Origin of the sequence: Microbacterium sp. NC79, assembly GCF_019061125.1 — a bacterium.
In the GTDB taxonomy this organism is placed as follows: Bacteria; Actinomycetota; Actinomycetes; order Actinomycetales; family Microbacteriaceae; genus Microbacterium.
In genome coordinates, this window is record NZ_JAHQYI010000003.1 from 71,728 (window position 1) to 97,487 (window position 25,760).

Annotated in this window: 25 protein-coding genes; 8 read left to right on the forward strand and 17 right to left on the reverse strand. The window is 62.0% G+C overall.

The genetic code is table 11. From position 1 onward, the window contains the following. Nucleotides 1–35: 35 nt before the first annotated feature. Genes KTJ77_RS12790 through KTJ77_RS12815 form a run of 6 tightly spaced genes read right to left on the reverse strand, consistent with a single transcriptional unit; the run spans nucleotide 36 to nucleotide 5,944 of the window. A complete protein-coding gene (locus tag KTJ77_RS12790) occupies nucleotides 36–1,190 on the reverse strand; it encodes an acyl-CoA dehydrogenase family protein (RefSeq protein ID WP_217338944.1) in 1,155 nt (384 codons plus the stop codon). Nucleotides 1,191–1,200: 10 nt separating this feature from the next. Next, nucleotides 1,201–2,238 (reverse strand): CaiB/BaiF CoA-transferase family protein, encoded by a 1,038-nt coding sequence (locus tag KTJ77_RS12795; RefSeq protein ID WP_217338945.1) that lies wholly within the window; start codon nucleotides 2,236–2,238, stop codon nucleotides 1,201–1,203. Further along, complete coding sequence (locus tag KTJ77_RS12800) at nucleotides 2,223–2,987, reverse strand: crotonase/enoyl-CoA hydratase family protein (RefSeq protein ID WP_217338946.1); 765 nt, start codon at nucleotides 2,985–2,987, stop codon at nucleotides 2,223–2,225. Before KTJ77_RS12800 ends, KTJ77_RS12795 begins: the two co-directional genes overlap by 16 nt. Before the next feature lie 13 nt (nucleotides 2,988–3,000). Next, nucleotides 3,001–4,002, reverse strand: coding sequence for a nitronate monooxygenase family protein (locus tag KTJ77_RS12805; protein WP_217338947.1), 1,002 nt, complete (start codon nucleotides 4,000–4,002; stop codon nucleotides 3,001–3,003). Then, complete coding sequence (locus tag KTJ77_RS12810) at nucleotides 3,999–4,784, reverse strand: enoyl-CoA hydratase/isomerase family protein (RefSeq protein ID WP_217338948.1); 786 nt, start codon at nucleotides 4,782–4,784, stop codon at nucleotides 3,999–4,001. The genes KTJ77_RS12805 and KTJ77_RS12810 overlap by 4 nt, the downstream gene beginning before the upstream one ends. Then, complete coding sequence (locus KTJ77_RS12815) at nucleotides 4,781–5,944, reverse strand: thiolase family protein (RefSeq protein ID WP_217338949.1); 1,164 nt, start codon at nucleotides 5,942–5,944, stop codon at nucleotides 4,781–4,783. Before KTJ77_RS12815 ends, KTJ77_RS12810 begins: the two co-directional genes overlap by 4 nt. Nucleotides 5,945–6,188: 244 nt before the next feature. On the opposite strand from KTJ77_RS12815, the gene KTJ77_RS12820 reads away from it, so the two are divergent. Both KTJ77_RS12820 and KTJ77_RS12825 read left to right on the forward strand, forming a co-directional pair. Further along, on the forward strand, nucleotides 6,189–7,286 hold the full coding sequence (locus KTJ77_RS12820) for an ABC transporter substrate-binding protein (protein ID WP_217338950.1): 1,098 nt from the start codon (nucleotides 6,189–6,191) through the stop codon (nucleotides 7,284–7,286). Nucleotides 7,287–7,708: 422 nt separating this feature from the next. Continuing rightward, a complete protein-coding gene (locus KTJ77_RS12825) occupies nucleotides 7,709–7,900 on the forward strand; it encodes a hypothetical protein (RefSeq protein WP_217338951.1) in 192 nt (63 codons plus the stop codon). 46 nt (nucleotides 7,901–7,946) lie between these two features. Here the strand turns inward: KTJ77_RS12825 and KTJ77_RS12830 are convergent, their stop codons facing one another. Further along, nucleotides 7,947–8,852 (reverse strand): LysR family transcriptional regulator, encoded by a 906-nt coding sequence (locus KTJ77_RS12830; protein WP_217338952.1) that lies wholly within the window; start codon nucleotides 8,850–8,852, stop codon nucleotides 7,947–7,949. Between the two features lie 123 nt (nucleotides 8,853–8,975). On the opposite strand from KTJ77_RS12830, the gene KTJ77_RS12835 reads away from it, so the two are divergent. Genes KTJ77_RS12835 through KTJ77_RS12840 form a run of 3 tightly spaced genes read left to right on the forward strand, consistent with a single transcriptional unit; the run spans nucleotide 8,976 to nucleotide 10,601 of the window. After that, entirely contained in the window at nucleotides 8,976–9,893 is a 918-nt protein-coding gene (locus tag KTJ77_RS12835) for a YeiH family protein (protein ID WP_254367836.1), read from the forward strand. Nucleotides 9,894–9,904: 11 nt separating this feature from the next. Further along, nucleotides 9,905–10,126: a hypothetical protein gene (locus KTJ77_RS13500; protein WP_254367837.1), complete on the forward strand. Its 222-nt coding sequence runs from the start codon at nucleotides 9,905–9,907 to the stop codon at nucleotides 10,124–10,126. A 40-nt stretch (nucleotides 10,127–10,166) separates the two neighbouring features. Next, nucleotides 10,167–10,601: a MepB family protein gene (locus KTJ77_RS12840; protein ID WP_367948922.1), complete on the forward strand. Its 435-nt coding sequence runs from the start codon at nucleotides 10,167–10,169 to the stop codon at nucleotides 10,599–10,601. A gap of 84 nt (nucleotides 10,602–10,685) precedes the next feature. Here the strand turns inward: KTJ77_RS12840 and KTJ77_RS12845 are convergent, their stop codons facing one another. Together KTJ77_RS12845 and KTJ77_RS12850 are read right to left on the reverse strand one after the other, a co-directional pair. Further along, nucleotides 10,686–12,869 carry a malate synthase G gene (locus tag KTJ77_RS12845; RefSeq protein WP_367948923.1) on the reverse strand — a complete coding sequence of 728 codons (2,184 nt, stop codon included), beginning with the start codon at nucleotides 12,867–12,869 and terminating at the stop codon, nucleotides 10,686–10,688. Then, entirely contained in the window at nucleotides 12,866–13,297 is a 432-nt protein-coding gene (locus KTJ77_RS12850) for a heme-binding protein (protein ID WP_217338953.1), read from the reverse strand. Before KTJ77_RS12850 ends, KTJ77_RS12845 begins: the two co-directional genes overlap by 4 nt. Nucleotides 13,298–13,382: 85 nt before the next feature. Between KTJ77_RS12850 and KTJ77_RS12855 the strand changes: the two genes are divergently transcribed. After that, nucleotides 13,383–14,147, forward strand: coding sequence for an IclR family transcriptional regulator (locus KTJ77_RS12855; RefSeq protein WP_217338954.1), 765 nt, complete (start codon nucleotides 13,383–13,385; stop codon nucleotides 14,145–14,147). A gap of 54 nt (nucleotides 14,148–14,201) precedes the next feature. Here KTJ77_RS12855 and KTJ77_RS12860 read toward each other — a convergent pair whose 3' ends face one another. The 8 genes from KTJ77_RS12860 to KTJ77_RS12895 all read right to left on the reverse strand — a co-directional run bounded on the left by KTJ77_RS12860 (nucleotide 14,202) and on the right by KTJ77_RS12895 (nucleotide 22,220). Beyond that, on the reverse strand, nucleotides 14,202–14,789 hold the full coding sequence (locus KTJ77_RS12860) for an isochorismatase family protein (RefSeq protein ID WP_217338955.1): 588 nt from the start codon (nucleotides 14,787–14,789) through the stop codon (nucleotides 14,202–14,204). 215 nt (nucleotides 14,790–15,004) lie between these two features. Then, complete coding sequence (locus KTJ77_RS12865) at nucleotides 15,005–16,126, reverse strand: FAD-binding oxidoreductase (protein ID WP_217338956.1); 1,122 nt, start codon at nucleotides 16,124–16,126, stop codon at nucleotides 15,005–15,007. Between the two features lie 17 nt (nucleotides 16,127–16,143). Next, a complete protein-coding gene (locus KTJ77_RS13745) occupies nucleotides 16,144–16,944 on the reverse strand; it encodes an IclR family transcriptional regulator (RefSeq protein WP_217338957.1) in 801 nt (266 codons plus the stop codon). A 73-nt stretch (nucleotides 16,945–17,017) separates the two neighbouring features. Beyond that, nucleotides 17,018–18,574: an ABC transporter substrate-binding protein gene (locus KTJ77_RS12875; protein ID WP_217338958.1), complete on the reverse strand. Its 1,557-nt coding sequence runs from the start codon at nucleotides 18,572–18,574 to the stop codon at nucleotides 17,018–17,020. Between the two features lie 51 nt (nucleotides 18,575–18,625). Then, nucleotides 18,626–19,456 carry an ATP-binding cassette domain-containing protein gene (locus KTJ77_RS12880; protein ID WP_217338959.1) on the reverse strand — a complete coding sequence of 277 codons (831 nt, stop codon included), beginning with the start codon at nucleotides 19,454–19,456 and terminating at the stop codon, nucleotides 18,626–18,628. Beyond that, nucleotides 19,453–20,421 (reverse strand): ABC transporter ATP-binding protein, encoded by a 969-nt coding sequence (locus tag KTJ77_RS12885; protein WP_217338960.1) that lies wholly within the window; start codon nucleotides 20,419–20,421, stop codon nucleotides 19,453–19,455. Before KTJ77_RS12885 ends, KTJ77_RS12880 begins: the two co-directional genes overlap by 4 nt. Nucleotide 20,422: 1 nt before the next feature. Next, nucleotides 20,423–21,310 carry an ABC transporter permease gene (locus tag KTJ77_RS12890; protein ID WP_217338961.1) on the reverse strand — a complete coding sequence of 296 codons (888 nt, stop codon included), beginning with the start codon at nucleotides 21,308–21,310 and terminating at the stop codon, nucleotides 20,423–20,425. Then, nucleotides 21,303–22,220 carry an ABC transporter permease gene (locus KTJ77_RS12895; protein WP_217338962.1) on the reverse strand — a complete coding sequence of 306 codons (918 nt, stop codon included), beginning with the start codon at nucleotides 22,218–22,220 and terminating at the stop codon, nucleotides 21,303–21,305. Before KTJ77_RS12895 ends, KTJ77_RS12890 begins: the two co-directional genes overlap by 8 nt. Nucleotides 22,221–22,463: 243 nt before the next feature. Here KTJ77_RS12895 and KTJ77_RS12900 point away from each other — a divergent pair, with 243 nt between their 5' ends. Both KTJ77_RS12900 and KTJ77_RS12905 read left to right on the forward strand, forming a co-directional pair. Then, nucleotides 22,464–23,807 carry a deoxyribodipyrimidine photo-lyase gene (locus KTJ77_RS12900; RefSeq protein WP_217338963.1) on the forward strand — a complete coding sequence of 448 codons (1,344 nt, stop codon included), beginning with the start codon at nucleotides 22,464–22,466 and terminating at the stop codon, nucleotides 23,805–23,807. Between the two features lie 196 nt (nucleotides 23,808–24,003). Next, nucleotides 24,004–25,599 (forward strand): isocitrate lyase, encoded by a 1,596-nt coding sequence (locus KTJ77_RS12905; protein ID WP_217338964.1) that lies wholly within the window; start codon nucleotides 24,004–24,006, stop codon nucleotides 25,597–25,599. Nucleotides 25,600–25,760 lie beyond the last annotated feature (161 nt).

The window sequence follows — 25,760 nt, forward strand, 5'->3', positions numbered from 1 at the left end:
TCTGAAGTGGTCGGGTACTTCGAGGCTACCTCAAGTCACAGCCCCAGCGACTTCGCGATGATCCCCCGCTGCACTTCGTTCGTACCTCCGTAGATCCGGCTAATTCGAGCATCGGTGTACATGCGGCCAATACGGTACTCGGTCATAAATCCGTAGCCGCCATGAAGCTGCAGACAAATATCGATGACCTTGCTTTGTAGCTCGGTGCAGAAGACCTTTGCCATCGAAGCCTCGGCCGCCGTCAACTCTCCGCGGGCATGCTTGCGCATGCTTTCATCGACTAGAGCGCGTCCCGCCGCAATTTCCAGGCGGCACGAGGCGAGCTGAAACTTGGTGTTCTGGAACGAACTGATGGGCGTGCCAAAGGCCTTGCGCTGTTTGACGTAGTCGACGGTGATTCGCAGCGCCGTCTCGGCAGCAACCTGGGCACCGAGAGCAATTCCCATACGTTCTTGAACAAGGTTCTGCGCGAGGTAAGAAAACGCCTTGCCTTCTTCGCCCAGCATTTCGTCAGCGGTCAGCTCAACGTTGTCGAAGAATAGTTCCGCGGTGTCGTTCGCCTTCAGACCAATCTTCTCGAGGTTCCGCCCCTTCGCGAATCCGGGCTTCGTCACGTCAACGACGAACAACGACAGTCCGTCACGGCGATTCTCATGATCGCTTGTGCGTGCCACAACGACGACGACGTCCGCGTTGATACCGCCGGTAATGAAGGTCTTCGCTCCGTTGAGCACCCACTTGTCACCAACACGGTGTGCTCGAGTGGCCATCCCGGCGAGATCAGACCCGGTTTCCGGTTCGCTCATCGCGATCGAACCCATCAGCTCACCAGAGACCATCTTGGGTAGCCAGCGCTGCTTCTGCGCCTCGGTTCCCGACTTCAAGAAGTAGGGGATGACCAGGTTCACATGGGTCTGCGCGCCGCCGAGTCCAACGCCAGCGCGTGAACATTCCTCAACCCACACCGACGTGTAGAGGAAGACCTCATCGCCCAACCCGGAGCCGCCGTATTCCTCCGGTACTCGGAGTCCGAAGTAGCCGAGATCACCAATCTTGCGGTAGAACTCATGCGGCACGAGTCCCGCTCTTTCCCATTCACTGAAGTGAGGAACGACCTCACGCTCGAGAAAAGACCGGATGAGTGCGCGGAACTCGTCGTGTTCTGGCTGGTAGATGGTCGATTGCGTCATTGCGTTCTCCTCAGGTCGTGCTCGTCAGCACGGGAAGTGCGGTAAATCGGTTGGCAGCCAGCGGCTGGAACCCTCCGGGGATTTCCGAGAAGGTGCCGCGGGCAGCGTTGTGGGGGTGAGTGGGCGCTTCCGCAAGGGAGAGCACGGGCGTCACGCAAGCGTCAACGCCGGCGAAACGCTCCTCCCACTCGTCGCGGGAGGCTGTCGCGAAAGCCTTTCCGAAGAGTTCTGCCTGCAGGGCCCAGGTCGAGCGATCGGTTTGCGCACTCACACTGAGCTGGCCGCTCAGTCCCAGCACTCGCACCAGCTCGGCATAAAACTGCGGCTCAATCGCACCGACGGCGATAAATTTTCCGTCAGCGCACTCATACGTTCGGTAATAGGGCGAACCGCCGTCAAGGATGTTGTCCCCTCGCTCGCTATCCCAACGTCCGTTGGCCACGAATCCGTAGATCATGCTGGTGAGGGTGGCAGCACCGTCAACCATCGCGGTGTCCACGACCTCGCCTATTCCGGTGCGTGCGACACGGAGGATGGCCGCGGTGACCCCCAGGGCCAGCATCAATCCGCCACCGCCGAAGTCAGCAACGAGGTTCAGCGGAACCGTCGGGGCGGAATCAGCGGGGCCGATCGCACCGAGCGCTCCGGACAGGGCGATGTAGTTGATGTCATGCCCGGCGCGGTCTGCCAGTGGACCGCTACGCCCGAAGCCGGTGATTCGACCGACAACCGCCGCGCGGTTAAGGGAAGCGATGTGGTCAGGTCCGAACCCGAGGCGTTCAGCAACGCCCGGACGGAAGCCTTCAATGACGACGTCTGCACCTGCCACCAGTTCACGTACGCGAGCGGTGTCCGCTGAGCTTTTCAGGTCGGCGTTGAATACAGTTTTTCCGCGATCCAAAGTGGGGTGAAGCACTTTGCCTGGCCGCGCGACAACCGTCACTGTGGCGCCCAGCTGTTGCAGGATCATCCCCGTGAAGGGAGCCGGTCCAATTCCACCAAGCTCAACAACCTGCGTGCCCGCGAGTGGGCCTACGTTGCTGTCCATACCGGCTCCCGCTTCTCTGCGAAAGCGCTCGCGCCTTCTTTCGCGTCGTTGGATTCAAAGACGTGATCAATGAGCGGGCGCTGCAATACAAATCGATGCTGTGCGGGCCAGTTTGGCGCCTGGGTGAAGACGTCCTTGCTTGCTTGCACCGCCAGCGGACCGTTCGCGGCGATGGCGGCGGCGAGCTCGTGAGCGGCAGCGAGAGCACCACCCTCCTCAGCAAGCCGGTTCACAAGACCGACCTCGTACGCACGCTCGGCAGCGATCGGGTCGCCCGTGAGGATCACTTCGAGCGCGACCTGACGAGGAATGCGATCCGCAAGACGGAACAGCCCGCCGGCGGCGGCCGCCAGCCCGCGCTTCACTTCCGGCAGGCCGAAACGTGCCGTGCGTGCTGCAACGATCAAGTCGCACGCGAGCACAAGTTCGCATCCTCCCGCGAGCGCCCAGCCTTCCACAGCCGCGATGATCGGCTTCTTTGGGGGCGTCTGCGTCATGCCTCCGAGGCCACGACCGGGGATACTCGGGCGTTCGCCGCGCAAGAAGCCTTTAAGGTCCATGCCGGCACAGAAGGCGCCGCCCGATCCGGTGAGAACAGCCACCGACAGCGTAGGGTCGGCGTCAAGCTCGTCCAGCGCTGCCGCCATGCGCTCCGACATCGACTTCGTGAGGGCATTTCGTGCCTCGGGACGGTTCATCGTGATGGTCATGACGCGACCCTCACGCTCGACCAGTACCTCTTCTGTCATGTCCTGTTCCCTTTCACGCGGTTCCGATAACCAGCGCCGACATGCGCTTGGTCATCGTGTCGATTGCCTCGCCAACGATGCGTTGCACGAGTTCCGCCACCGGCGGGATGTCGGTAATAAGGCCCTGCACCATACCGACCGTCCAGATACCCAGATCCGGGTCACCGAGCTCATAAACGCGGCGGCCTCGCGCACCGGCCACAAGCTCACGGACGTCTTCGAACTGTCCGCCGTCGGCCAGAATCTTGACAACCTCGCGACTCACTTCGTTGCTGGCAACACGGGACGTGTTCCGCAACGAACGGAAAATCAGCTCCGTGTCGTTCTCCGTCTGCGCGACAATTCGTTCCTTGATGTCGTTGTGAATCGGCGCCTCTTGCGTTGCCATGAAGCGGGTACCCATGTTGATGCCATCGGCGCCCAGGGCGAGCGCAGCGGCGAGGCCACGTCCGTCGCCAAAGCCACCGGAAGCAATGACCGGAACAGAGAGGGCATCGATGGTGCGTGGAATCAGCACCAGTCCTGGGATGTCGTCCTCACCGGGGTGACCGGCGCACTCGAAGCCATCGATGCTGATGACGTCTGCACCCATCCGTTCGGCGGTCAGCGCATGACGGACGCTGGTGCATTTGTGGATGGTCTTGACGCCATGCGGCTTCAGCATCTCGTAGATCATGCCGGGTACGTTGCCGGCTGTTTCGACGATCCCCACGCCACCTTCGATGATCGCCTTGCAGTATTCGTCGTACGGCGGCGGCGTGATCGTCGGCAGGATCGTGAGGTTCACCGCAAAGGGACGATCCGTCATCGCCTTCGTCCGCTGGATTTCCTCGTAGAGCGCATCGGGCGAGGGCTGCGTGAGCGCCGTCAACGTACCCAGTGCTCCGGCATTGGACACGGCTGACGTGAGCTCGGCACGGCCGACCCACTGCATTCCGCCCTGCGTGATCGGATGGTCTATGCCGAGCAGCTCGGTAAACCGAGTAGAGATTCGCGGTTGCGCATCGGTTGTCATAGTTGCCACTTTCCTTCGAATTCGGGCTTTTTCCCCTCGGCGATTGCCGCACGGGCGGCAGGCGCATCGGTTGCAAAGTTGATGCCCTGCGCGATGTTTTCGCGGAGGAGTTGATCGGCGAACGATGTCGTCCAGGTCGAGTTGATGAGTTGTTTGTCCATATCGACCGCTGCTGGCGGCGCCGCTCGGAGTCGGTCGACAAGGCTCATCGCCGCCTCCTCCAACGCCTCGGGAGCGTGGGTGCTCAGTACGAGACCCAAATCTGCGGCCTCCGCGGCACCAATCATCTCCGCCATGTAGATGAGTCGCTTTGCCTGCTGTGGCCCGACAATGCGCGGCAACAGCCAGGAGCCACCGCAGTCGACTGAGAGCCCGCGCCGGGCGAAGATCTGATTGAACTGGGCGTCCTCGGCAGCGAGAACAAAATCGCACGCCAGCGCGACGTTCCATCCCGCGCCAACGGCCGACCCACGCACAACAGCAACCGTCGGCATTGGCAAATCGTAAATTGCGAGCACCGCGTCTGACACATTTCGCATGCGGTCGAGAGGGTGTCGTCGAGGCCCGCCCGCTCGAATGTCAGCGCCCGCGCAGAAGTGGTCACCGGCACCTTGAATTACGGTGACCCGTACGTCCGGGTTCACCCGGATAGAGGTGACGGTCTCCCGCAGATCTCGCCACGCATCCGCGTCAAGGGCATTGCGTCGATCGGGTCGGTTGAGTGTGACCGTCGCAACACCGTCGCGAATGGCGAGGTGGATGGCGTCGTTTGCATCGGTCATGCCAATCGCTCCAAGATCGTGGCATTCGCCATGCCTCCCCCTTCACACATGGACTGCAGCCCGTACCGATGGCCGTTGTTGACCATGCGGTGAATCAGAGTCGTCATGAGACGTGCCCCAGATCCGCCGAGTGGATGCCCCAGAGCGATTGCGCCGCCGTCAGGGTTCGTGCGTCGGGGGTCGGCACCTGTGTCGCGGAGCCAGGCGCCAACGACGCTTGCAAACGCTTCGTTGATCTCGAACGACTCCATGTCAGAGATCGAAAGGGAGGCCCTCTCAAGGGCGCGCTGGGTTGCTGGAATCGGACCCGTCAGCATGGTCCGGGGGTCAACCCCCACGGCGACGGATGTGTGAATGCGGACGATCGGCTTGAGCCCAAGACGAGCCGCGTTTTCCGAAGTCGTCACCAATAGCGCGGCGGCACCATCTGACATCTGCGATGAGTTGCCCGCCGTGTGAAATCCATCGTCACCAAATGCGGGTGCGAGCGACGCCAAACCTTCCGCCGACGTCGTTCGGCGAATACCTTGGTCATGGCGGACGGTGACGCTATTGCCATCGGAGTCGACTCCATCAATTGCAACGATCTGTCCATCGAATCGACCTTCGTCGGTGGCCGAGGCCGCACGCTCGTGCGATTCGTATGCCAGTTCATCAAGTTCGGTGCGAGATATGTTCCAACGACGAGCAATTTCGTCCGCACCGTGGCCCTGACTGAACCGTTTAACCCCGTAACGCTCTTCCACATATGGGCCCAGCGGGCTGGCAGCATCCATGCGTGCGGACCCCATCGGTACCCGGCTCATCGACTCGACCCCACCTGCAACAACGACATCGCGGAGTCCAGCCATGACGAGCGCCGCAGCGAACTCGACAGATTGCTGGGAGGATCCGCACTGACGGTCGACCGTCGTTCCCGGAACCTGTTCCGGAAAGCCCGCTCCAAGGATGGCCGTGCGGGCAATGTTGCCCGCTTGCTCTCCCGCTTGGGATACGCATCCCCAGACCACGTCGTCAATGATGCTCGGATCAATCCCGGTACGCGAGACCAGCGCCCGGAGGACGTCGGAAGACAGCGAGGCTGGGTGTGTTTCCCGTAATGCTCCACGCACCTTGCCTACCGGTGTGCGCACTGCTTCGACGATGACTGCGTCCCGCATTTTTGTCTCCGTTCACGATGATCTGCTGAGTTGATTCAATGATCGAAATAGCCCCACGACAATGAGCATTTCCCAAAGGGCGAAGAAAGGGTCTCCTATTTGAGTCTGATAAACACCTGATCAAATGGATTAAATCAGTTGCGGCGGCGACGTCGCGCAACGATTTCTCGTCATTGACACGCCCGGGAACCACGGCGAACCTAGCCATACCGGTCAATGACGACCCTCAACGAAAAGAGAACCCATGCGAGTCAAACCCCGAGGCCTAGCAGTACTGGGCCTCTTCGCCCTTGTCGCTACCGCCGCCGCCTGCAGCGGCCCAGCCACCCCCGCACCTGAGACGGAAAAGCCGGCTGCGTCCGGGGCTCCATCGGAGGCACCCGCCGATGCCTGCGCAACCCCCGCGAACGGTGAGGAGATCGTCCTGACGGTCAGTAACCCGATCGAGGGCTTTGCTCCGCTGATCATTGCCATGGAGTCAGGCGCGTTCGAAGAAGCCGGACTCAACGTCACCGTGGAAAAGATATCCGCCGCAGACTCCCTCGCGCAGATCGGCCAGGGCCGATTCGACGGCCAACTCACCTCATATGGCGCCGGAAACTTCAACGTGGTCGCCAGCGGCATCGAAATGAAGTGGATCGCTCCGTTCTACGAGCTTCCCTTGGACACGGACAAGCCACTGCCGGGCTACTGGGCGAACACGAAATACGTCGGAACCGCCGATGACGCCGATCTCACTGGCCTCGAAGGTCAAACGATCGGATCCCCAACCGGCGGAACTGGTGCCGGTGGACTCGTGCTCGCACAGGCCCTGGAAGACGATGGCCTCACCCTGGATGCCATCACGTTCACAACAATCTCCGGTGCAGACGCACTCGTGGCACTCGAGAATGACGCCGTGGCCGGTACCTGGCTGTCGGCACCATTCACCGAAACCGCCGCAAAGAACCCGAACCTCCGCCTTGCCGCGACCTATCAGCCCGGGCTGAATGGTTCCGGAATCATCGTCGGATCGAAGCTCCTTGACCGTCCCGACGTACTGGTGAAGTTCCTCCAGGTTCTCGCGGAAACCAATGAAGCGTACCTGCAGGGCGACTACCACAAGAACGCGGACACCCTGGAGTATCTCGCCACCGGGCTCGACCAGGAGGCTGACACCATCGCGAACGGCGTGCCCCTGATCTTCGACGCCACGCTCGACATGTCGGACGCCGTTGCGTATCTGGAAAACCTACAGAACTTCTTGCGTTCGCAGGGGGCACTGGACTACGCCGAAAACGTGCCAGCCAGCGAGCTGATGTCAACGGAGTTTGCCGAACAAGCAGCCTCCTGTCTGAAATAACGCACGCCGGGCCACCCAACACGTCAGCCCACCTGTAACCGGGGTTCGGGACCATTCACGGTTCCGAACCCCGGTCTTTTCGTGTTGATGGTTGCGGTAATGGCGGTTGTCGCAATCGCGTTCGCGGGTCACCCGCAACGAACTCGCATGAAACATATCAACCAACTTCAGACGGCCTTGTTTCTGCGCCACGGTTCGGCTTGAATCAACAGCCTTGCGCGATCTTGGCTAGTCTGTCCTCTCGCTTAGAAGGCGAACGGACCCTGACCACAGAAGACTTCGCGAAGGCTCGTCGTGACTCGGATTCCGAAGAACGACTACCCACGTCGTCACCGGTCGCGAAGCAAGATGCAACCGCCAACCAAGCGCGGGGACGACCTCGTTGCTCGACGCTCATTGGGCAGGGAGTCGGAACCACCCTCATGCGCCACGCGCTCACCCTGCCCTACGACGAATTCGTGTTGCGCGGCATCAAAAACAACAACCTCGCGGCGCTCGGCCTCTACCGCAAACTCGGCTTTCGAGAAATCTCGCGGCGACCGGTGCGCTTTGCCAAGCGAGCCGGCTTCGAGTCCTACGTTTCGATGAGCCTCAGCCGCGGCGACGCGCACTGAGTTTGAGAGACAAACCGCTACAACACCTGCCGCGTGGCGAAGTTCATCACGATGAAGACTCAGCGACCACCTGCAAGAAGTCCCGCACGAGGGGCGGCGGGGTCTTGCCGAGCCAAATCGCCGTGAGGGGGCGACGGATCGTGAAACCATCAACGGCGACAGTGACCAACCGGCCCGCCACCACATCGTCGCGCACCGCCAGCGAACTGAGCGCCGCCGGACCCACACCCGCCATCACGGCACTACGAACCGCCAGCGTCGTCGATGCGGTGAGTGCAGGTTCCGCGTGCATCTGGAGTCCACGAGCTTCCAGTGCCGCCTCGAGGGCGCGTCGGGTTCCGCTACCGCTTTCACGGACAACGAGCGGTGTCTCGGTGAGTTCGGTCAGTGCGACAGCACCGGCGCGATCCCACGGGTGGTCGCGCGCGACGACGATCTCCACGGTGTCCGTACCGACAACAACCGACCCGAGATCATGGGGCACATCAGGCGTCTCGATGAATCCGAGTTCGACTTCGCCAGCACGCACGCGGGCAATGACATCCTGGCTATTCGTCGCCTGCAACTGAGCGACCGCACCGTCGGCGCCGACGGTGCCACGCCAGGCCGCAATCCACCCCGGAACCAGATGCTCAGCAATCGTCAGGCTCGCCGCAATGCGCACCGCTGTCTTCCCCGCCGCGCGCAACGACGTCACCGCAGCGGCAAAAGAATCTGCCGCCCGCAGCACATCACCCGCCCACTCAACGATTAGAATTCCGGTCGGCGACAGCTGCGAACCCCGGGGCGAACGCGACAACAAACGTACATCCAGCTGGGTCTCAAGCGCCCGAATTCGCAGAGATACCGACTGTTGAGACACATTCAACCGCCGACTGGCCGCCGAGATACTCCCCTCTTCGGCAACCAACACGAGCGCACGCAGACCCGCAAGATCTGGTTCCGCGTTCATGCGCCCTCCACTTCGATCACCGCCGCGTCAGCCGACGCTGACGCCACCTGCCACAAGGTTAGCTTGTACCCAGCCAAGGAGGTACCTCTACTGCGGACGAAGCCAGAAGCGGAGGATCGAACCATGACCGACAGTTCCGCCACCCCCGAAACAGAAACCGCTGCCCCCGATCCGACCACCTCGCGGTCGTTGAACGAGCGCGTCGAGACGAACCACCCCGACTCGGTGCAGTCGGCGGGCGGAACCACGGCACCGGCCCCGTCACTGTGGTCGCGCATTGCGAAGTACATCCCGGGTGTCGCGGTCTGCGCTGTCGCGGCGGCAGCGGCATACGGAGTCAGCGCCATTTTCCCGGGTGTCAGCGCGATGCTCGTCGCGATTCTGCTCGGAATCCTCGTCACCAATATCGCACCGCTGCCCGCCGTCACCCAACCTGGCGTTACGTTCTCGGCGAAGAAGCTCCTCCGCATCGGCATCGTCTTCCTCGGCATCCAACTCGTGCTCGGCGACATCATCAGCCTCGGCGCCCCCATGCTGCTCGTGGTCGTCGCGATCGTCACGATCGGACTCTTCGGAACCGTGTGGCTCGGCAAACTGCTCAAGATCAAGAGCAACCTCGCACTCCTCATCGGCTGCGGATTCTCGATCTGCGGTGCCGCCGCGGTCGCCGGCGCCTCAGGCGTCACCGACCCCAACGACGAAAACGAAGAAGACACCGTCACCGCCGTCGCCCTCGTCGTGCTGTTCGGCACGCTCATGATCGCGATCGTCCCGGCCGTCGTCGGACTCCTCGACCTGAGCCCCCGCATCGCGGGAATGTGGGCGGGCGGCGCCACCCACGAAGTCGCCCAGGTCGTCGCGATCGGCGGCATCATCGGCGGCGGCGCACTCGCTGCTGCCGTCGTCGTCAAACTCGCCCGCGTGCTGCTGCGCGGCCCGGTCATCGCGATCCTCAGCGTGCGCCAGCGCCGCATCGCCCGCGCCTCGGGAGAGGAAGCCGCCGGCGCGAAAATCCCCCGATCGTTCCGCTCTTCGTCATAGGCTTCATCGCCATGGCGCTGAAGCGCTCGTTCGTGCCGCTGCCCGATTTCGCCATCGCCGCAGGCGGCACGATCCAGACCGCGCTGCTGGCCGCCGCCGTGTTCGCCCTCGGACTCGGCGTGCAGGTACGCAAGCTCATCAAGGTGGGTCTGCCCCTTCATCCTCGCGGCACTGTCCACCGTGATCGTCGCCGGCACAGCCTTCGCCGGGGTGATGCTCTTCGCGTGATCTAACCGGGTCGGGCAAGACTCCCACCGCACGATAGCGTGAGGTGTGCAGTTCGAGTCATATGAGGCATATGCCGCCGCAACACGGACGCCCGTGCAGGTGGCTCCGGAACCACAAAACAGCGACTACGAGTCGGGCTCGGCTGTCATCGGCGAAGAGGTGTGGCACATCCGCACCGCGAGAACCACACCCACCAAGCCCGGCGCCTTCGTCGCATTCTGGCGACGTGACGACAACGGTGAGACGGCTCCGTTTCCGAGCACCGACGCCTCTGCCGGGCTCCTCGTCTTTGTAGCGCAAGGCAACAATCGCGGCGTGTTCCGCTTCACTCGCGACCACCTCGCGCAGCTCGGAATCACATCAGCACCCACACGAGCAGGAAAGCGCGGATTCCGCGTCTACCCGAGCTGGTGCACCGACCTCAACCCACAAGCAACCCGTAGCCAACGCACCCAAGCGCCCGCGTTCGAAACATACTAGAGAAAACCCCCGGAGAACAGATTCCTCCGGGGGCAGCTACGCCACACAGGGCACAGGGCGGCGTAGCGGGTCAGCGCGAGCGTGTCATCCGCGCGACTTCTTTTCCTTGCGCATTTCGTGCAGGATCGGCTCGGTGTAACCGTTGGGCTGTGCTGCGCCCTCGATGATCAACCGACGAGCCGCCGCAAACGCGATACCCGGCTCTTCGCCGGCGATCAGCGCCTCATACGACGCATCCCCAGCATTCTGACCGTCAACGACCGGCGCCAGCCGACGCAGGCTCGCGTCAACGTCAGCCTCAGAAATCACACCGTGCGTCAGCCAGTTCGCCAACAGCTGGCTCGAGATGCGTAGCGTCGCGCGGTCTTCCATGAGCGCCACACCGTTGATGTCGGGCACCTTCGAGCAGCCAACACCCTGGTCGATCCACCGCACGACGTATCCCAGAATCGACTGCACATTGTTGTCGAGCTCCGTCGCGATGACTTCGGCAGAAAGGTCCGAAGGCGAAGCGAGCGGAACCGTCAACAGCGACTCGAGGGAGGCCGGGTCAAACGTGATGCCAGCGCGCTGCGCAAACGCATCCACCTGGTGGTAGTGCAGTGCGTGCAACGTTGCCGCGGTCGGCGACGGAACCCAGGCGGTCGATGCCCCCGAACGGACGTGACCGATCTTCTGTTCCACCATGTCGTGCATGAGGTCGGGCATTGCCCACATGCCCTTACCGATCTGAGCGCGTCCGTCGAGACCCGTCTCAAGCCCGATCGCCACGTTGCGGTCTTCATACGTCTGCATGAACGGACGCGACTTGATGACCGACTTGGGCGGGAAGATGCCCGCGTGAATCGAGGTGTGAATTTCGTCACCCGTGCGGTCCAAGAATCCGGTGTTGATAAACACCACGCGCTCCGACGCGGCAGCGATGCACGCGGCAAGGTTGGCCGATGTGCGACGCTCTTCGTCCATGATGCCGATCTTCACCGTGTTGGGTGCCAGGCCCAATAGCTCTTCGACACGACCGAACAGCTCAGCGGCGAAAGCGGCTTCCTCCGGTCCGTGCATTTTCGGCTTCACGATGTACACCGAACCAGCGCGCGAGTTCGCACCTGCACGGTCACCGCGCAGGTCAGGCAGCGCACCGAGCACAGTCATAATCGCGTCAAGCACACCTTCAAATACCGGCTCGCCCTGGGCGTCAAGCACTGCATCCGTGCGCATCAGGTGCCCTACGTTGCGGATGAACAGCACCGAACGGCCAGGCAACGTCAGCGTCTCACCCGTCGGCGTGACATACGAACGGTCCGGAGCCATCACACGCGTGATCGTGCGACCGCCCTTTTCGAGGGTCTCACTGAGCGTGCCATCCATCAGGCCGCGCCAGTTGCGGTATCCGAGCGCCTTGTCTTCGGCGTCGACGGCGGCAACCGAGTCCTCCAGGTCGATGATCGTCGTGATCGCCGACTCCACGACAATGTCTTGCACGCCAGCAGCGTCGGTTGCGCCAATGCCACCGGCACGGTCAATCACGATCTCCAGGTGCAGGCCGTGGTGCTTAAGCAGCACGGAAGCCGGCGCGTCAGCCGCACCCGTGTAGCCAACGAAAGCCGACGGATCAGCCAAAGCGGTGGATCCGGTAGCCGTCTGCACCACCAGCGCACCGGTTGCGTCAACCGCATATCCCGTGGCGTCAGCGTGCGAACCCTGCGCAAGCGGCGCCGCCAGGTCGAGCAGTTCACGCCCGCGGGCAATAACCGCGGCACCACGCACGACGTTGTACGTGGCACCGGGGGCCAGGTCACCCTCCTGCGAAATCGCGTCGGTGCCGTACAGCGCGTCATAGAGCGAACCCCAGCGAGCGTTAGCGGCGTTGAGGGCAAAGCGGGCATTGAGCAGCGGAACCACGAGCTGCGGGCCAGCGGAGGTTGCGATCTCCGGGTCGACGTTGGCAGTGGAAATCTGCGCGTCAGCAGGCTGCTCGACGAGGTAGCCGATGCTCGTCAGGAAGGCGCGATAGGCCTGCGGCTCGGGCTGACCCGGGTTGGCGCGGTGGAAGTCGTCAATCTGCTGTTGCAGCTCATCGCGCTTCGCGAGAAGCTCAACGTTGCGGGGCGTGAGATCGCGGACGATCGCCGCTGCCCCCTGCCAGAACGCGTCGGCATCGAGGCCGAATGTGGCCAGCGTCGACTCCGCGAAGTCGGCAATTTCCGGCGCGACAGCAAGGTCGGCACGTGTCAGGTAGGCGGTGCGGGTGGTGGTGGAGTCGGTCACAACATTTCTCCTTCAGATCGTGCGCCCAGGAGGCGAAGAGTTTCCAGGGCAACCTCGGCGTCTTGTGCGGGGGTTCCGCCTGCGACGCCCAAGCCACCGACATGCACGTCGCCGAAGTAGATCGGCATGCCCCCATCGACGGCCGTGAGTAAATTGCCCGTGCCGAGCGCAAGCTTGGTGACGAGTGCCTCTGGAATAAGTGCGGAACGTTTGCGGGTCGAGGCAGACGTCGCGGCTTTGCGACGGCTGGTTTCGGCGCTGTGGGGGGTCGCCCCGTCAGCCATACCGTATGCGACAAGAGTCATGCTCGGGTCAGCGATCGAGATCACCGGGCGGATGCCGGCCCTCGCTCCCACCTCCATCGCGATCGCGATTGCGCGCGTTGCGGTTTCGTACGAGATGGATGCGGTCTGGCGATACAGCGTCATGTCATTCCTGTGTCAGGCGGATAGTGCTCCCCATACGCTACGAAATATTCCACTTCTTGGAGTGGAAATTTTGTATGGTGAAATTATGTCGTCTGTGCCCCCAGCCGGGTCTGTCCAGTCCATCACCCGCGCATTTGCCCTCCTCGAGGCGATTGCAGAAGCCGAAAACGGTCTGCCGCTGGCCATCGCCGCGGAAAAGGCCGGGCTCGCCGTACCCACCGCGCATAGGATTCTCGGGACCATGCACGCGCTGGGGTATGTGCGTCAGACGGACAAGCGCCGGTACGCCCTTGGTGCGGGACTCATCGGGCTCGGTCGGCGAGCGGTGCCACCATTGGCCGACCTCGCCAACCCCCTGCTGGAACGGCTGGAAGAAGAATTTCACGAGACCGCGAATCTTGCCGTTCTCGACGGCGACCTCGTTCTCTACGTGGCCCAGACGCCATCACGTCATCGCATGCGGATGTTCACCGAAATCGGCCGGCGAGTCTTGCCGCACTCCACGGGAGTTGGCAAAGCGATGCTCTCAACAATGCCCGAGGACCGTGTTCGCAGCTTGGTATCTCGAACGGGGCTACCCCGCTTCACTCCGGCAACCCTGGTGACAGCCGATGAGTTCATCGCCGACCTTCGCGTCGCCAAGCGACGCGGGTTTGCTGCCGACGACAGTGAGCAAGAAGTCGGCGTGCGCTGCATCGCGGTCGCTGTGCCTGGGCTCGAGCAGCCAACGGCACTGTCTGTTTCAGGGCCAACGACGCGCATCACCAGCGCCATTGTTCCGCAAGTCGTGAAGGCTCTTACCGAAGCCGCCGCAGAGCTTCGAACCGCAGCCCTCACTCAACAGTCGTGACGAAATGGCAAAGCGGGAGCGCAGAGTTTCCCCTGCGCTCCCGCTGAATCCGGCTTACTCGGCGCGCCCGGCGAACGCCGCCTCGATCTCGTCAACGGAGCGCACGCGCCCGATCAGCGGGAAGATCGTCGACACGCTGTAGTCGTGACCAGCCGTCGTGATAGCAGACATCGCCTCATTAGCGAATACGACGTTGTAGTAGTTCTCGTACGCCGCACGAGCAGTACCTTCGACGCCGTAGTTCGTCGACATACCAACCATGACGACCGTCTTGATACCGTGGCGTCGCAACTGCACGTCAAGGTCAGAACCGTGGAAGGCATTCCACGAGCGCTTGATGATGACCGGTTCGTTCGGAAGCGGAGCAACCTCGGCGACCAGCTCATCCCACCGCGGCTCACGCACCGGGTTCAGCGGGCGCATCTTCTCAATCTGCATCGGCGCGAGGGAGTCCTTCTCGTTCGGAAGGAAACTCGTACGAACGTGCACGATGAGCGACCCTGCGGCGCGCGCCGCAGAGAACAAGCGCAGCGAGCGGTCAAGAACGTCACGTGGGCTGTTGGGCTCGTGGTGGCTGGTCAGGTTTGCTTCCTGCAGGTCAATGGAAACAATTGCCGTGGTGGCTGGGTCAAAGAGGGTCACGATATGTGCCTTTCATTAGAGAACTCGAGGGTTCAGTCGTCGCAGAACCGACGGTTCGGGATGAGTGCGGAACCGAGAGGTTCGACACAAAGTGCGTAGCGCGGCGCCGCGGTGGCGCAACGAGCGCCCTGTGCGCAGGGGGAGTGCGCACAGGGCGTACCACGTCGACCGCTCAACGCACAGGGAACCGCGAGAACGACGTGGTGTCTGAAAAACTATGAGACGGATTCAGCGGGCATAGCGAAGGGCGCTAGTTCGGGTGCGGCATCGCCCATCACGTCACGAGCAACGGCGTCGCCGAGGAGCGGACCCATGGTGAGTCCACCGGCGCCGTACCCGGAAGCAACCCACAGGCCATCGCGCCCGGGTACCCGTCCGACGACGGGCATGTGGTCGTCGCCCATCGGTCGAATGCCGACGCGGGTTTCCACGAGGGTTGCCTCGCCGAGGCCGGGTGCGAGTTCCAATGCCTTCTGCAACACCGACATCTGACCAGCCGCGGTAACGCGCGGGTCGAATCCGCTGCCCGTCTCGCGAGTAGCGCCGACAGCGATACGGCCGCCATCAAATGGAGTCATGTAGTGATCGCCAAGGGGATGAACAGTCGGCCACGGGGACGTGTTTACGCCACGCAAGTGCAGGTGCACGATCTGCCCGCGCTGCGGAGTCACGCCAATTCGCATGTCGAGCCGGTCAAAAATGTCCATCACGCGAGCGCCCGCAGCGACCACAACGGCATCGAACATCGTCGTGCCCGTGGTTGTCTTGACACTCCAGCCCGTTTGCGTTTGCTCCAACCCGATGACCGCGTCAACGAGGTGGCGCGCACCGTGCGCAATGGCGCCGGTCAGCGCGGCATCTCGCAGGATGCGGCCGTCGACACGCCCGCCACCGGTGACCAGTAACCCCGTCAGGCCAGAAGCGAGTGCGGGGAAAAGGCTCTGCACGTCATCGCCCGCAACACGTTTAACCTCACCGGCAACGTCACCGGCATCACGCACGCGGGAAACGATGCGCTCATACTCAGCTTCGATACCTTCCGCATCGACGTCGACCATGAGGGCGCCCGAGCGACGGTAACCGAGTTCAGGGATTCCCAGGGCTTCGAGCTGAGACAGGAATTCGGGGTAGTAGTTTCCGCCAGCGGCGTATGCTGCGTAGAAGTCGCCATCCGACTTCGACACCCATGGCGCGATGATGCCAGCGCTAGCCGCTGTCGCCTGTCCGAAGCCACCGTCGTCGATAACCGTGACCGTTGCGCCTCGACGAGCGAGGTGGAAAGCGGTTGTAACTCCGGCGATACCGCCGCCGATAACGGCGATGTTTGTCGTGCTCATGGCGTGGATCAGAACTCCTAGTCGTGGGATGTGAGGTAGCGGACTCCGCGCAGATCGTCTGCGAGTGCAACGGCGGCCTTGCGGAGAGTGTCGACGGTCGTCGTTAAGACGTCGTCAGGCATACGAAGGGTGGGAGCAGAGAGAGAAAAACCGATGGGTGCCAAGTCGTAAGTAATTGCTACCGCAACGCAACGCATGCCCTCTTCCTGCTCGCCTTCGTTTACCGCATAACCGCGCTCCTGTGCTGTTGCGATCGCATCCAGCAAAGTGGGACGGTCAGTGATCGTCGCTGGAGTGAAACGTGGCATATGCGTGTGGTCAAGAATGTGGTGCACCTGTTCGACCGGCATGGTGCCGAGCAGGAGCTTGCCTAACGCTGAGGCATGTGGATGCGAGGGCACCCCAATACTGGTGTGAATGCGAATCGATCGGGTGCCCGGAGTGCGGGCAATACCGACGACGAAGCCGCCCTTGAGGGTGCCGACGGCAACAGTCTCACCGAGCTCTTGCGCAATGCGATCCAAATAGGGTTGAGCGATCGCGGCGACAGTTTTCTGACGCGTTCCGGTCAGTTTGGTCAACCGTGGTCCGGCGAAGTACTTGCTGCTTTCGTCTTTGTCCACATATCCCAGCTCGTACAGTGACTGCACCAAGCGGTGAATGGTTCCGACGGGGAGGTCACACTGACGGGCGAGCTCTGTCACGCCGACAGGCAGGTCATGAGCGACAACCGCTTCGAGCACGGCGAAACCGCGACTAATGGACTGCACAGCACTGCGCGATTTAGCGTTTGGCTCTGAGGCAAACGTGCTCTCCACGGTTACTCCTTCGTATTTGATCCGTGTGCGTTGGGGTGGGCGATGGCAGTTATCGCCCACCCCAACTACAGGATCACTTTGTCAGTTCGACCGCGTCGAACACCACACCATCGTCTGCACGCGGCGAGAACTTCAGGCCGGCATTCACGCCGTAGGCCGAGGGCTGCAGATACAACATGACCTGCGGGCGGTCTTCCTCAGCGATGATCTTCTGCACCTGCGCGTAAAGGTCTTCGCGCTCGGCACTGTCCAACGTGCGGTTGGCCGCAGCCAGGAGTTCATCAACCTTTGCGTTGCTGTACCCGAGGCGGGGCATGCCCAGCTCGGTCGCATAGCCCTGGAGCGCGTAGGATGCGTCGAGCAAACCGTCGGCCAGGGCAACCTGGTAGACCTCCTGGCTGGAGTAGTCGCTGTAGATGTCTCCGAAAGCGCCGCCTTCAAGAATCTCGAGGTTGACAGTGAAGCCAGCCTCAGTCAGCATCGCGCTGACCATCTCGGCCAGTTCTGCATCCATGGGGTAGCTACCGCGCGAGGCGCTGTAGTGGAGTTCGACATCGCCGCCTTCAGCGACAACCTCGGCTACGAGCTCCTTGGCACGATCGAGGTCATACAGCGACGTGTTGTACAGGTCGGGGTCGCCTCCGAAAACAATTCCGTGCGGGGCGCGCGTACGCACCGGAACCGCGTTTCCGTTGAAGAGGGTGTCAACAATGGCCTGCTTGTCGATCGCGAGGTCGATGGCCTCGCGCAAGCGCACGTCTTGGGTTGCGTGAGGCTCGTTGACGCGCAGCATAAGCATCATCGTGCGCGACGTCTCACCGAAGGCCATAGTGGTTTCGCCCGAGCCGACACGCTCCCAGTCGACGACGGGAATATCGGTCGCAATGTCAACGCCACCGGTCAGCAGCTCCGACACGCGCGTCGAGTTCTCGGGAATGGTACGAACCTCAACGGAAGCCCATTTCGGGGTGCCACCCCAATAGTCGTCGTTGCGCTCGAGTACGACGCGGTCGTCGCGTCGCCACTCGACGAACTTGTACGGACCCGAGCCGATCGGCGACTTGATGAACTCTTCGATGCCGTGCTCTTCGATGTAGGCGGCCGGCATGATGTCGGCACCGCTCTTCGACAGCGCTGCCAACAGCGTCGGCATAGGGCCATCGGTCGTGATCTCGATGTCGAACTCGCCCGTCGCTGTCACCTCGGTGATCTGCGAGTACCAACGCGATTCGAGGAGCGCCGGATCCTTGAGGCGGTCAAGCGTAAACTCGACGTCGGCCGCTGTCAGCGCGGTGCCATCGTGGAACGTCGCGTCGTCGCGAATCGACATCGTCCACGTTGTGTCGTCGACCTGCTGGTACTCAGTGACGAGTTGGGGAACGATCTCTGATTTGTCGTTGCGGGTGAATAGACGGTCGTAGACGTTGCGGTTGATGCGATCTGCAGAGGTCTGCAGTGCGTTCTGCGGGTCCAGGTTGCGGGGGTCGACGGTCTGCGCGAACACCAGCGTGTCCTTGGTCGCACCGGAGTCGCCGCCAGCGTTTCCGTCAGATCCGGTGCCGGGGACGCAACCGGTCAGGAGGAGCGCTGCCGCGCCAACGACGGCAATCGCTTTGAGAGCCTTTTTCATGGCTTTCCTTTCACACTTCTGTGGGTGAGGGCCTTGCAATGACGACGACGCTCATGCTGTCTTCACGCCGTCGCGTTCTTTGAAGGGCTGTGCACGAGACGACTCAATGAGCTGCTTCGTGTACTGGTGAGTGGGGTGATGCAAGATCTCGTCTGCGGTGCCGTGTTCGACGACCTCGCCCTTGTACATGACGCTGATTGTGTCGCTCATGAAATAGACGCTTTCCAGTCCGTGACCGATGAACACATAGGTCAGGCCAAGTTCTTCCTGCAGTTCTTTCAGCAGGTTCAGAATCTGACTCTGAATCGATACGTCCAGAGCAGAAACCGGTTCGTCGCACACCAGGACAGGTGGTTTTCGCGCCAGCGCGCGTGCGATAACCAATCGCTGGCGCTGACCACCGGAAAATTCGTGCGGAAATTTGTCTAGTGCGGAGGTGGCCAAGCCGACCTGATCGATCAGTTCGGTGACGCGTGCGTCGATAGCCTGTCGAGATTCACGTGGCGAAACCGTGAGCGGTTCGGCCAGGATCGACCTCACCCGCATGCGCGGGTTCAACGCCGAATAGGGGTCTTGGAAAACCATCTGTGCGGCTGTTCGCCCCGCGACGGTCGTACGCCCCTTGGCGTCAAAGACCGGGGCGCCCGCGACAGTAATGTCACCGGTGGTCGGTGCGAGCAATCCGGCGATCATGCGCGCGACGCTCGTCTTACCTGACCCTGATTCGCCAATGATCCCCAGTGTTGTCGCGGGCGGAACGGTGAAGTTCACGTCGCGCACGGCTTGGAAGTCACGCTTCTTCCCGAAGAATCCCTCGGGAATCTGGAAGGTCTTGGACAGCCCGGTGACGGATACTGCCGCGGCGTTCTTCAGCTCACTCATGATGCTTGCCTCCACTCACGAACGCGGTCTGTGTGCCAGCAGGCTGCCTGCTGGCCGTCGACATCAACCACGGGGGGCTTCGAAGTGCACTGTTCGGTCGCGAACTGGCACCGTGCCGCGAATCGACATCCGTCCGTCCACTCACTCGGCGTCGGGACACGCCCCGGGATCGCGAGCAATCGCTCGGGTTTGGACTCCAAAGAGGGAGCGGAACGCATAAGTGCGGCCGTGTACGGATGCTGCGGATTCGAGAGCACTTGATCCGTGGTTCCACTTTCGGCGATGCGTCCCGTGTACATCACCGCGACATCATCGGCGATGCGGCGCACGACGTTGAGGTCGTGACTGACCAGCAGCAGCGCCGTGCCCGTCTCAACGGTGATGTCATAAATCAACTTGAGAACCTGATCCTGAACCGTGACATCAAGCGCAGTCGTGGGCTCGTCTGCGAGAAGGAGTCGCGGCTTTCCGAGCAGAGCCATCGCAATCATGACGCGTTGACGCATACCACCAGACAGCTCATGCGGGCGCTGACGCAACACCCGCTCAGGCTGGTGGAAACCGACACGGTCGAGCATGGCAAGAACGTCGTTTCGCGTCGCGTGCACGTGTTTGGCCGCTTCGCCCAGCTGGTTTCCGATCGACAGAATCGGGTTCAAAGACGTCAGCGGCTCCTGATAAATCATGGAGATCTCACGGCCACGAAGTTGGCGCAGCCGCGAGTGCGATGCCTTCGCGATGTCTGTGCCGTTCCAGCGAATCTCGCCGCTCGTCACACCCAAGCCCTTGGCGAGCAAGCTAATGATCGACATGCAGGTCAGGCTCTTCCCCGAGCCCGATTCGCCTACGAGAGCAACTCGCTGACCCGCATCGATGTCGAGCGAAACGCCATCAACCAGAGTGAGGTCCTTCTTCACCGCCTTGACCGTGAGGTCGCGGATGCTGAGCATCGGTTCATTCGACATGTCAGGCCCCCAGTCGCGGGTCAAGTGCGTCGCGCAGCCAGTCGCCGAGCAGCAAAATGCCCAGCACGGTGGCGGTAATGGCAACGCCAGGGAGGGTGCTCAGCCACCAGGCGCTTGTGATGTAATCGCGTCCGGCTGTCAGCATGAGGCCCCACGAAATGTTCGGGGGCTGCACTCCAAGGCCAAGGAAGCTCAACGAGGATTCGGTGATGATGATGGTCGCCACGCTCAGTGTGGACAGCACGATGAAGGTGGGCATCACGTTGGGTGCAATGTGTCGCGCGATGATTTTGACGCTTGGCACGCCGAAGTTGCGTGCCGCTTCGACGAACAGTCGCTCACGAATTTCAAGAACTTCCGCGCGAATCTGGCGGGCGTAGATGACCCAGTTGGTGAAGCCCAGAACGACGACCAGCGTCATCACGCCGGGCTTGACGACACCGAGAATGACAAGCACGAGAAGAATGCCAGGAATGGCCAACAGCGCATCCACAATGCGCATGATGATCGCGTCGGTTGCGCCGCCGTAATATCCCGCAGCGAGTCCGGCGACCAGACCAATCGTTCCGGCCAACACGACGCCCAACACACCGACGAGCAGCGAAATGCGAGACCCTTCGATGAGGCGGCTCAGCATGTCGCGACCGAGGTTGTCGGTGCCCAAAAGGTACGCGGCCTCGCTGCCTTCGAACGGGAAAGGAGGAAGTAGTGACCGAGATGGATCGATCTGCGAAGGATCGTGCGGCATGATCCACGGCGCCAGGATAGCCACGAGGGCGGGAACGATGATGAGCACGAGCCCAAACATCGCCGGCGCCGGAATGCGCTTCATTGTGGTGATCAGGCGGAACGGGGCGCGCTGACGGGGCAGCGTAATGAACTCAGTCAAGTTTGATCCGCCTATCAACGAGCTTGAAGGAAATGTCAGACAGGATGCTCAATGCGATGACCATCAGCGCGATGACGAACACCGCCGCTTGAACCACGGGCATATCGCGCTGAGTCACCGATTTAACGAGAAGCTGGCCGAGACCGGGCCACGCGAACACAGCTTCAGTCACGAGCGCTCCGCCGAGAAGGGTGGAGAACTGGAGCACGGTGATTGATGCGACGGGAATGAAGGCATTGCTGAGCGCGTGCTTGAAAACCACAATAGATTCGCGCAGGCCCTTTCCATGCGCTGTGCGCACGTAATCCTGGCTCAGGATTTCGACCATGGACGAGCGAACGAGGCGAGTGATCTCGGCCGCCGTTCCCGTTCCCAGCGTGATTACCGGCAGAACGAGGTGCGCCCAGGTGCCGGAACCAGAGACGGGGAACCAGCTCAGGGTGACGGCGAAGAGCAGGATGAGCATGATGCCGAGCCAAAAGTTGGGCATCGCCTTAGCAAGAACTGACAGCGACGAGACGACGTTGTCGATGGCGCCGCCGCGGTGCGTCGCAGCCCAGACGCCGAGGGGAATTGCAATGACGAGGGCCAGGATGATTGACCCGACCGCGAGTGTGAGAGTCAGCGGGAGGCGCTCAAGCACGATGGCCATGGCAGGCTCTCGGTACTGATATGAGTCGCCAAAGTCGCCGACGAAGGCGTGCGTTATGTAGTTCCAGTATTGAACGAGGAGCGGATCGTTAAGGCCCATCGAATCGCGAATCGCCTTGACCTGTTCCGGCGTCGCGTTCTCGCCGAGCATGAGCGTGACAGGGTCACCCACGATGTAGACGAGGAAGAACACGATCGTCACGATCAGGAAGAGGGTCGGAATGACTTCAAGGAGCCTTCTCCCGATGTAGTACCCCAAGTGATTCCTCCCGGATCGCCTCGTTGAGATGTCTGTAGGTTGGGTCAGTTCTACTGGGACATTCCACGATGCGTCAAAAGGATTCCATAATGCGGTAAACCTTCACGCCCGCTTGAGATCCGCTCACACGGGTGATAATTGCGCGGGCGCGCGCGCCGGTGTCGTTTTCACGCACCCCTTGAGCGCGCGGTTGCGTAGTCGCGCAAGGAGTCGTTGAGAGAGGAGGCGCGTACCCTGAAGAGGATGACTTCAGACGCCTCACCAACGGTCATGTGGTTCCGCGATGATCTGCGCCTTGCCGACAACCCCGCGCTGACGGCGGCGGCCGCACGCGGGCCGGTCGTTGCGCTATTCGTTCTCGACGAGGAGTCGCCCGGAATCCGCCCGCTGGGCGCCGCGGCACGGTGGTGGTTGCACCATTCGCTGGCGTCGCTGGCGGACCGACTTTCTGCGCTCGGTGTGCCGCTCGTGCTGCGGCGCGGGGCGGCCGGTGCCGTGGTGCGCGACGTTGCGGCTTCGCTCGGAGCCGGAGCGGTGATGTGGAACCGTCGGTACGCGGGTGCGGAACGTGCGGTTGATACCGAGCTCAAGTCGGGACTCCGAGCCGCCGGCGTCGAAGTGCAATCGTTCGCGGCATCCCTCTTGTTCGAGCCGTGGACGGTACAGACCGGATCCGGCACCCACTACTCCGTCTTCACGCCGTTCTGGCGCGCATGCCAGTCGTTGCCCGCACCCCGCCGGCCCCTCCCCGAACCCGCCGACCTGCACGGTGGTTCCGCCTCCCCCGCTTCTGATGACCTTGATAAGTGGAACCTGTTGCCGAGCGCACCAGACTGGGCCGCGGGATTGCGCGAGACCTGGGAGCCGGGTGAGCCGGCCGCGCTGGCACGGTTGCAGGAGTTTGTGTCGCAGGATCTTGGCGATTACGACCGGGCGCGCGATGAACCGTCGGCAGGGGCAACGTCAATGCTGTCGCCGCGGTTGAGATGGGGCGAGTTGAGCCCTTTCACGGCCTGGCACGCGGCAGTCGACGCTGGCGAGTCGGCGCGTTTCTTGAGCGAGTTGGGCTGGCGAGAATTCGCCTGGCACACGCTATTTCACTTTCCTAATCTGGCGACCGAAAACCTGCGTCCCGAGTTCGACGCCTTCCCGTGGCCTCGGCCAGACGAGGGCGCATTAGCTGCATGGCGCGAGGGCAACACCGGCTTCGGCATCGTCGACGCCGGCATGCGCGAGCTCTGGCACACCGGCCACATGCACAACCGCGTGCGCATGATCACAGCGTCGTTTCTCATCAAGAATTTGATGGTTGATTGGCGTGTGGGCGAGGCCTGGTTTTGGGACACGCTCGTCGATGCCGACGCCGCCAGCAACCCCTTCAATTGGCAGTGGGTTGCTGGTTCCGGAGCTGACGCTGCTCCTTATTTCCGCATCTTCAACCCCGAACTCCAGGCGAAGAAGTTCGATCCGCACGGTCTGTACGTACAGCGGTGGGCCGCCGACGCCTCTCCCCTGCAGATCGTCGACCTGGCCACAACGCGCCGGGCCGCGCTGGCGGCGTACGACGCGGTGAAGCGCTCGAAGTAGCGCGTGCATCTCCAGGCGATCTGAATCGCTCTTCCGGACTATTTACGCCCTCCCACGACTGGATTCTGCACAACAGCAAAAATTTCACGAAACTTCTCCCCGGCATTGGCAAGAAGAGGCCATCTCACTGCCCCATTGTGAGAATAAGCAAACGCCAATGTGAGTGACCGAGTCACCACCCGCCGAAGGAGTCATCGTGACTGCATTCCAAAACGACAAAGAAGCCGTGGATTCGCTCAAGCAGCAGAACGGTTCCAGCTGGGACAGCGTCAACCCGGAATACGTCGCCCGCATGCGTGCACAGAACCGGTTCAAGACGGGCCTGGAGATTGCCCAGTACACCGCTGACATCATGCGCCGTGACATGGCGGAGTACGACAACGACGTCTCCGCTTACACGCAGTCGCTGGGTGTCTGGCACGGCTTCATCGGTCAGCAGAAGCTGATCTCGATCAAGAAGCACCTGAAGACCACGAACAAGCGATACCTCTACCTTTCCGGCTGGATGGTCGCCGCACTCCGCTCCGAGTTCGGTCCCCTGCCCGACCAGTCCATGCACGAGAAGACGTCTGTTCCGGCTCTCATCGAGGAGCTCTACACGTTCCTCCGCCAGGCCGATGCTCGTGAGCTCGACCTCCTCTTCACGCAGCTCGATGACGCCACCGCCGCGGGCGACGAAACGGCTATCGAGTTCATCCAGTCGCAGATTGACAACTTCGAGACGCACGTGGTTCCGATCATCGCTGACATCGACGCTGGTTTCGGTAACCCCGAGGCGACCTACCTGCTGGCCAAGAAGATGATCGAGGCTGGCGCGTGCGCCATTCAGATCGAGAACCAGGTTTCGGACGAAAAGCAGTGCGGTCACCAGGACGGTAAGGTCACGGTTCCACACGAAGACTTCATCGCCAAGATCAACGCTGTGCGCTACGCGTTCTTGGAGCTCGGCATCGACAACGGCATCATCGTTGCCCGCACCGACTCGCTCGGAGCGGGCCTCACTCAAAAGCTCGCCGTCAGCAACACGCCAGGCGACCTGGGCGACCAGTACAACTCGTTCCTGGATGTCGAAGAGATCTCTGAGGCAGACCTCGGCAACGGCGATGTTGTCATGAAGCGCGACGGCAAGCTGGTGCGCCCGCGCCGTCTGCCCAGCAACCTCTACCAGTTCCGTCCGGGAACGGGTGAAGACCGCTGCGTTCTCGACTGCATCACGTCGCTGCAGAACGGGGCCGACCTGCTCTGGATTGAGACCGAGAAGCCGCACGTCGAGCAGATTGCTGGCATGGTTGACCGCATTCGCGAGGTCATCCCGAACGCCAAGCTCGTTTACAACAACAGCCCGTCGTTCAACTGGACCCTCAACTTCCGCCAGCAGGCATACGACCTGCTCAGCGAGCAGGGTCACGATGTTTCGGCTTACGACCGCGCCGCGCTGATGAGTGTCGAATACGACAACACGGAGCTCGCCCAGAAGGCGGACGAAATGATCCGCTCGTTCCAGCGCGATGGTTCCGCCCGCGCCGGAATCTTCCACCACCTCATCACACTGCCGACGTACCACACGGCCGCACTGTCGACCGATAACCTCGCGAAGGGCTACTTCGGCGACGAAGGCATGCTCACGTACGTTCGCGACGTTCAGCGCCGCGAGATCCGCGAAGGAATCGCCACGGTCAAGCACCAGAACATGGCTGGCAGCGACATCGGCGACAACCACAAGGAATACTTCGCTGGCGACGCCGCTCTCAAGGCTGGCGGCAAGGACAACACGATGAACCAGTTCAGCTAAGTTCTCCCGCGATGAGGACCCATCACGCTCGACGTGGTGGGTCCTCGTCATTCCCGCTCGGCTTTCTCAGCGAGCGAAGCGACCGGAACCACCCGAACCACCGGACATATGGTCGGTGAATCGGAAACGACGAAGGCCCCGGATAAAAATCCGGGGCCTTC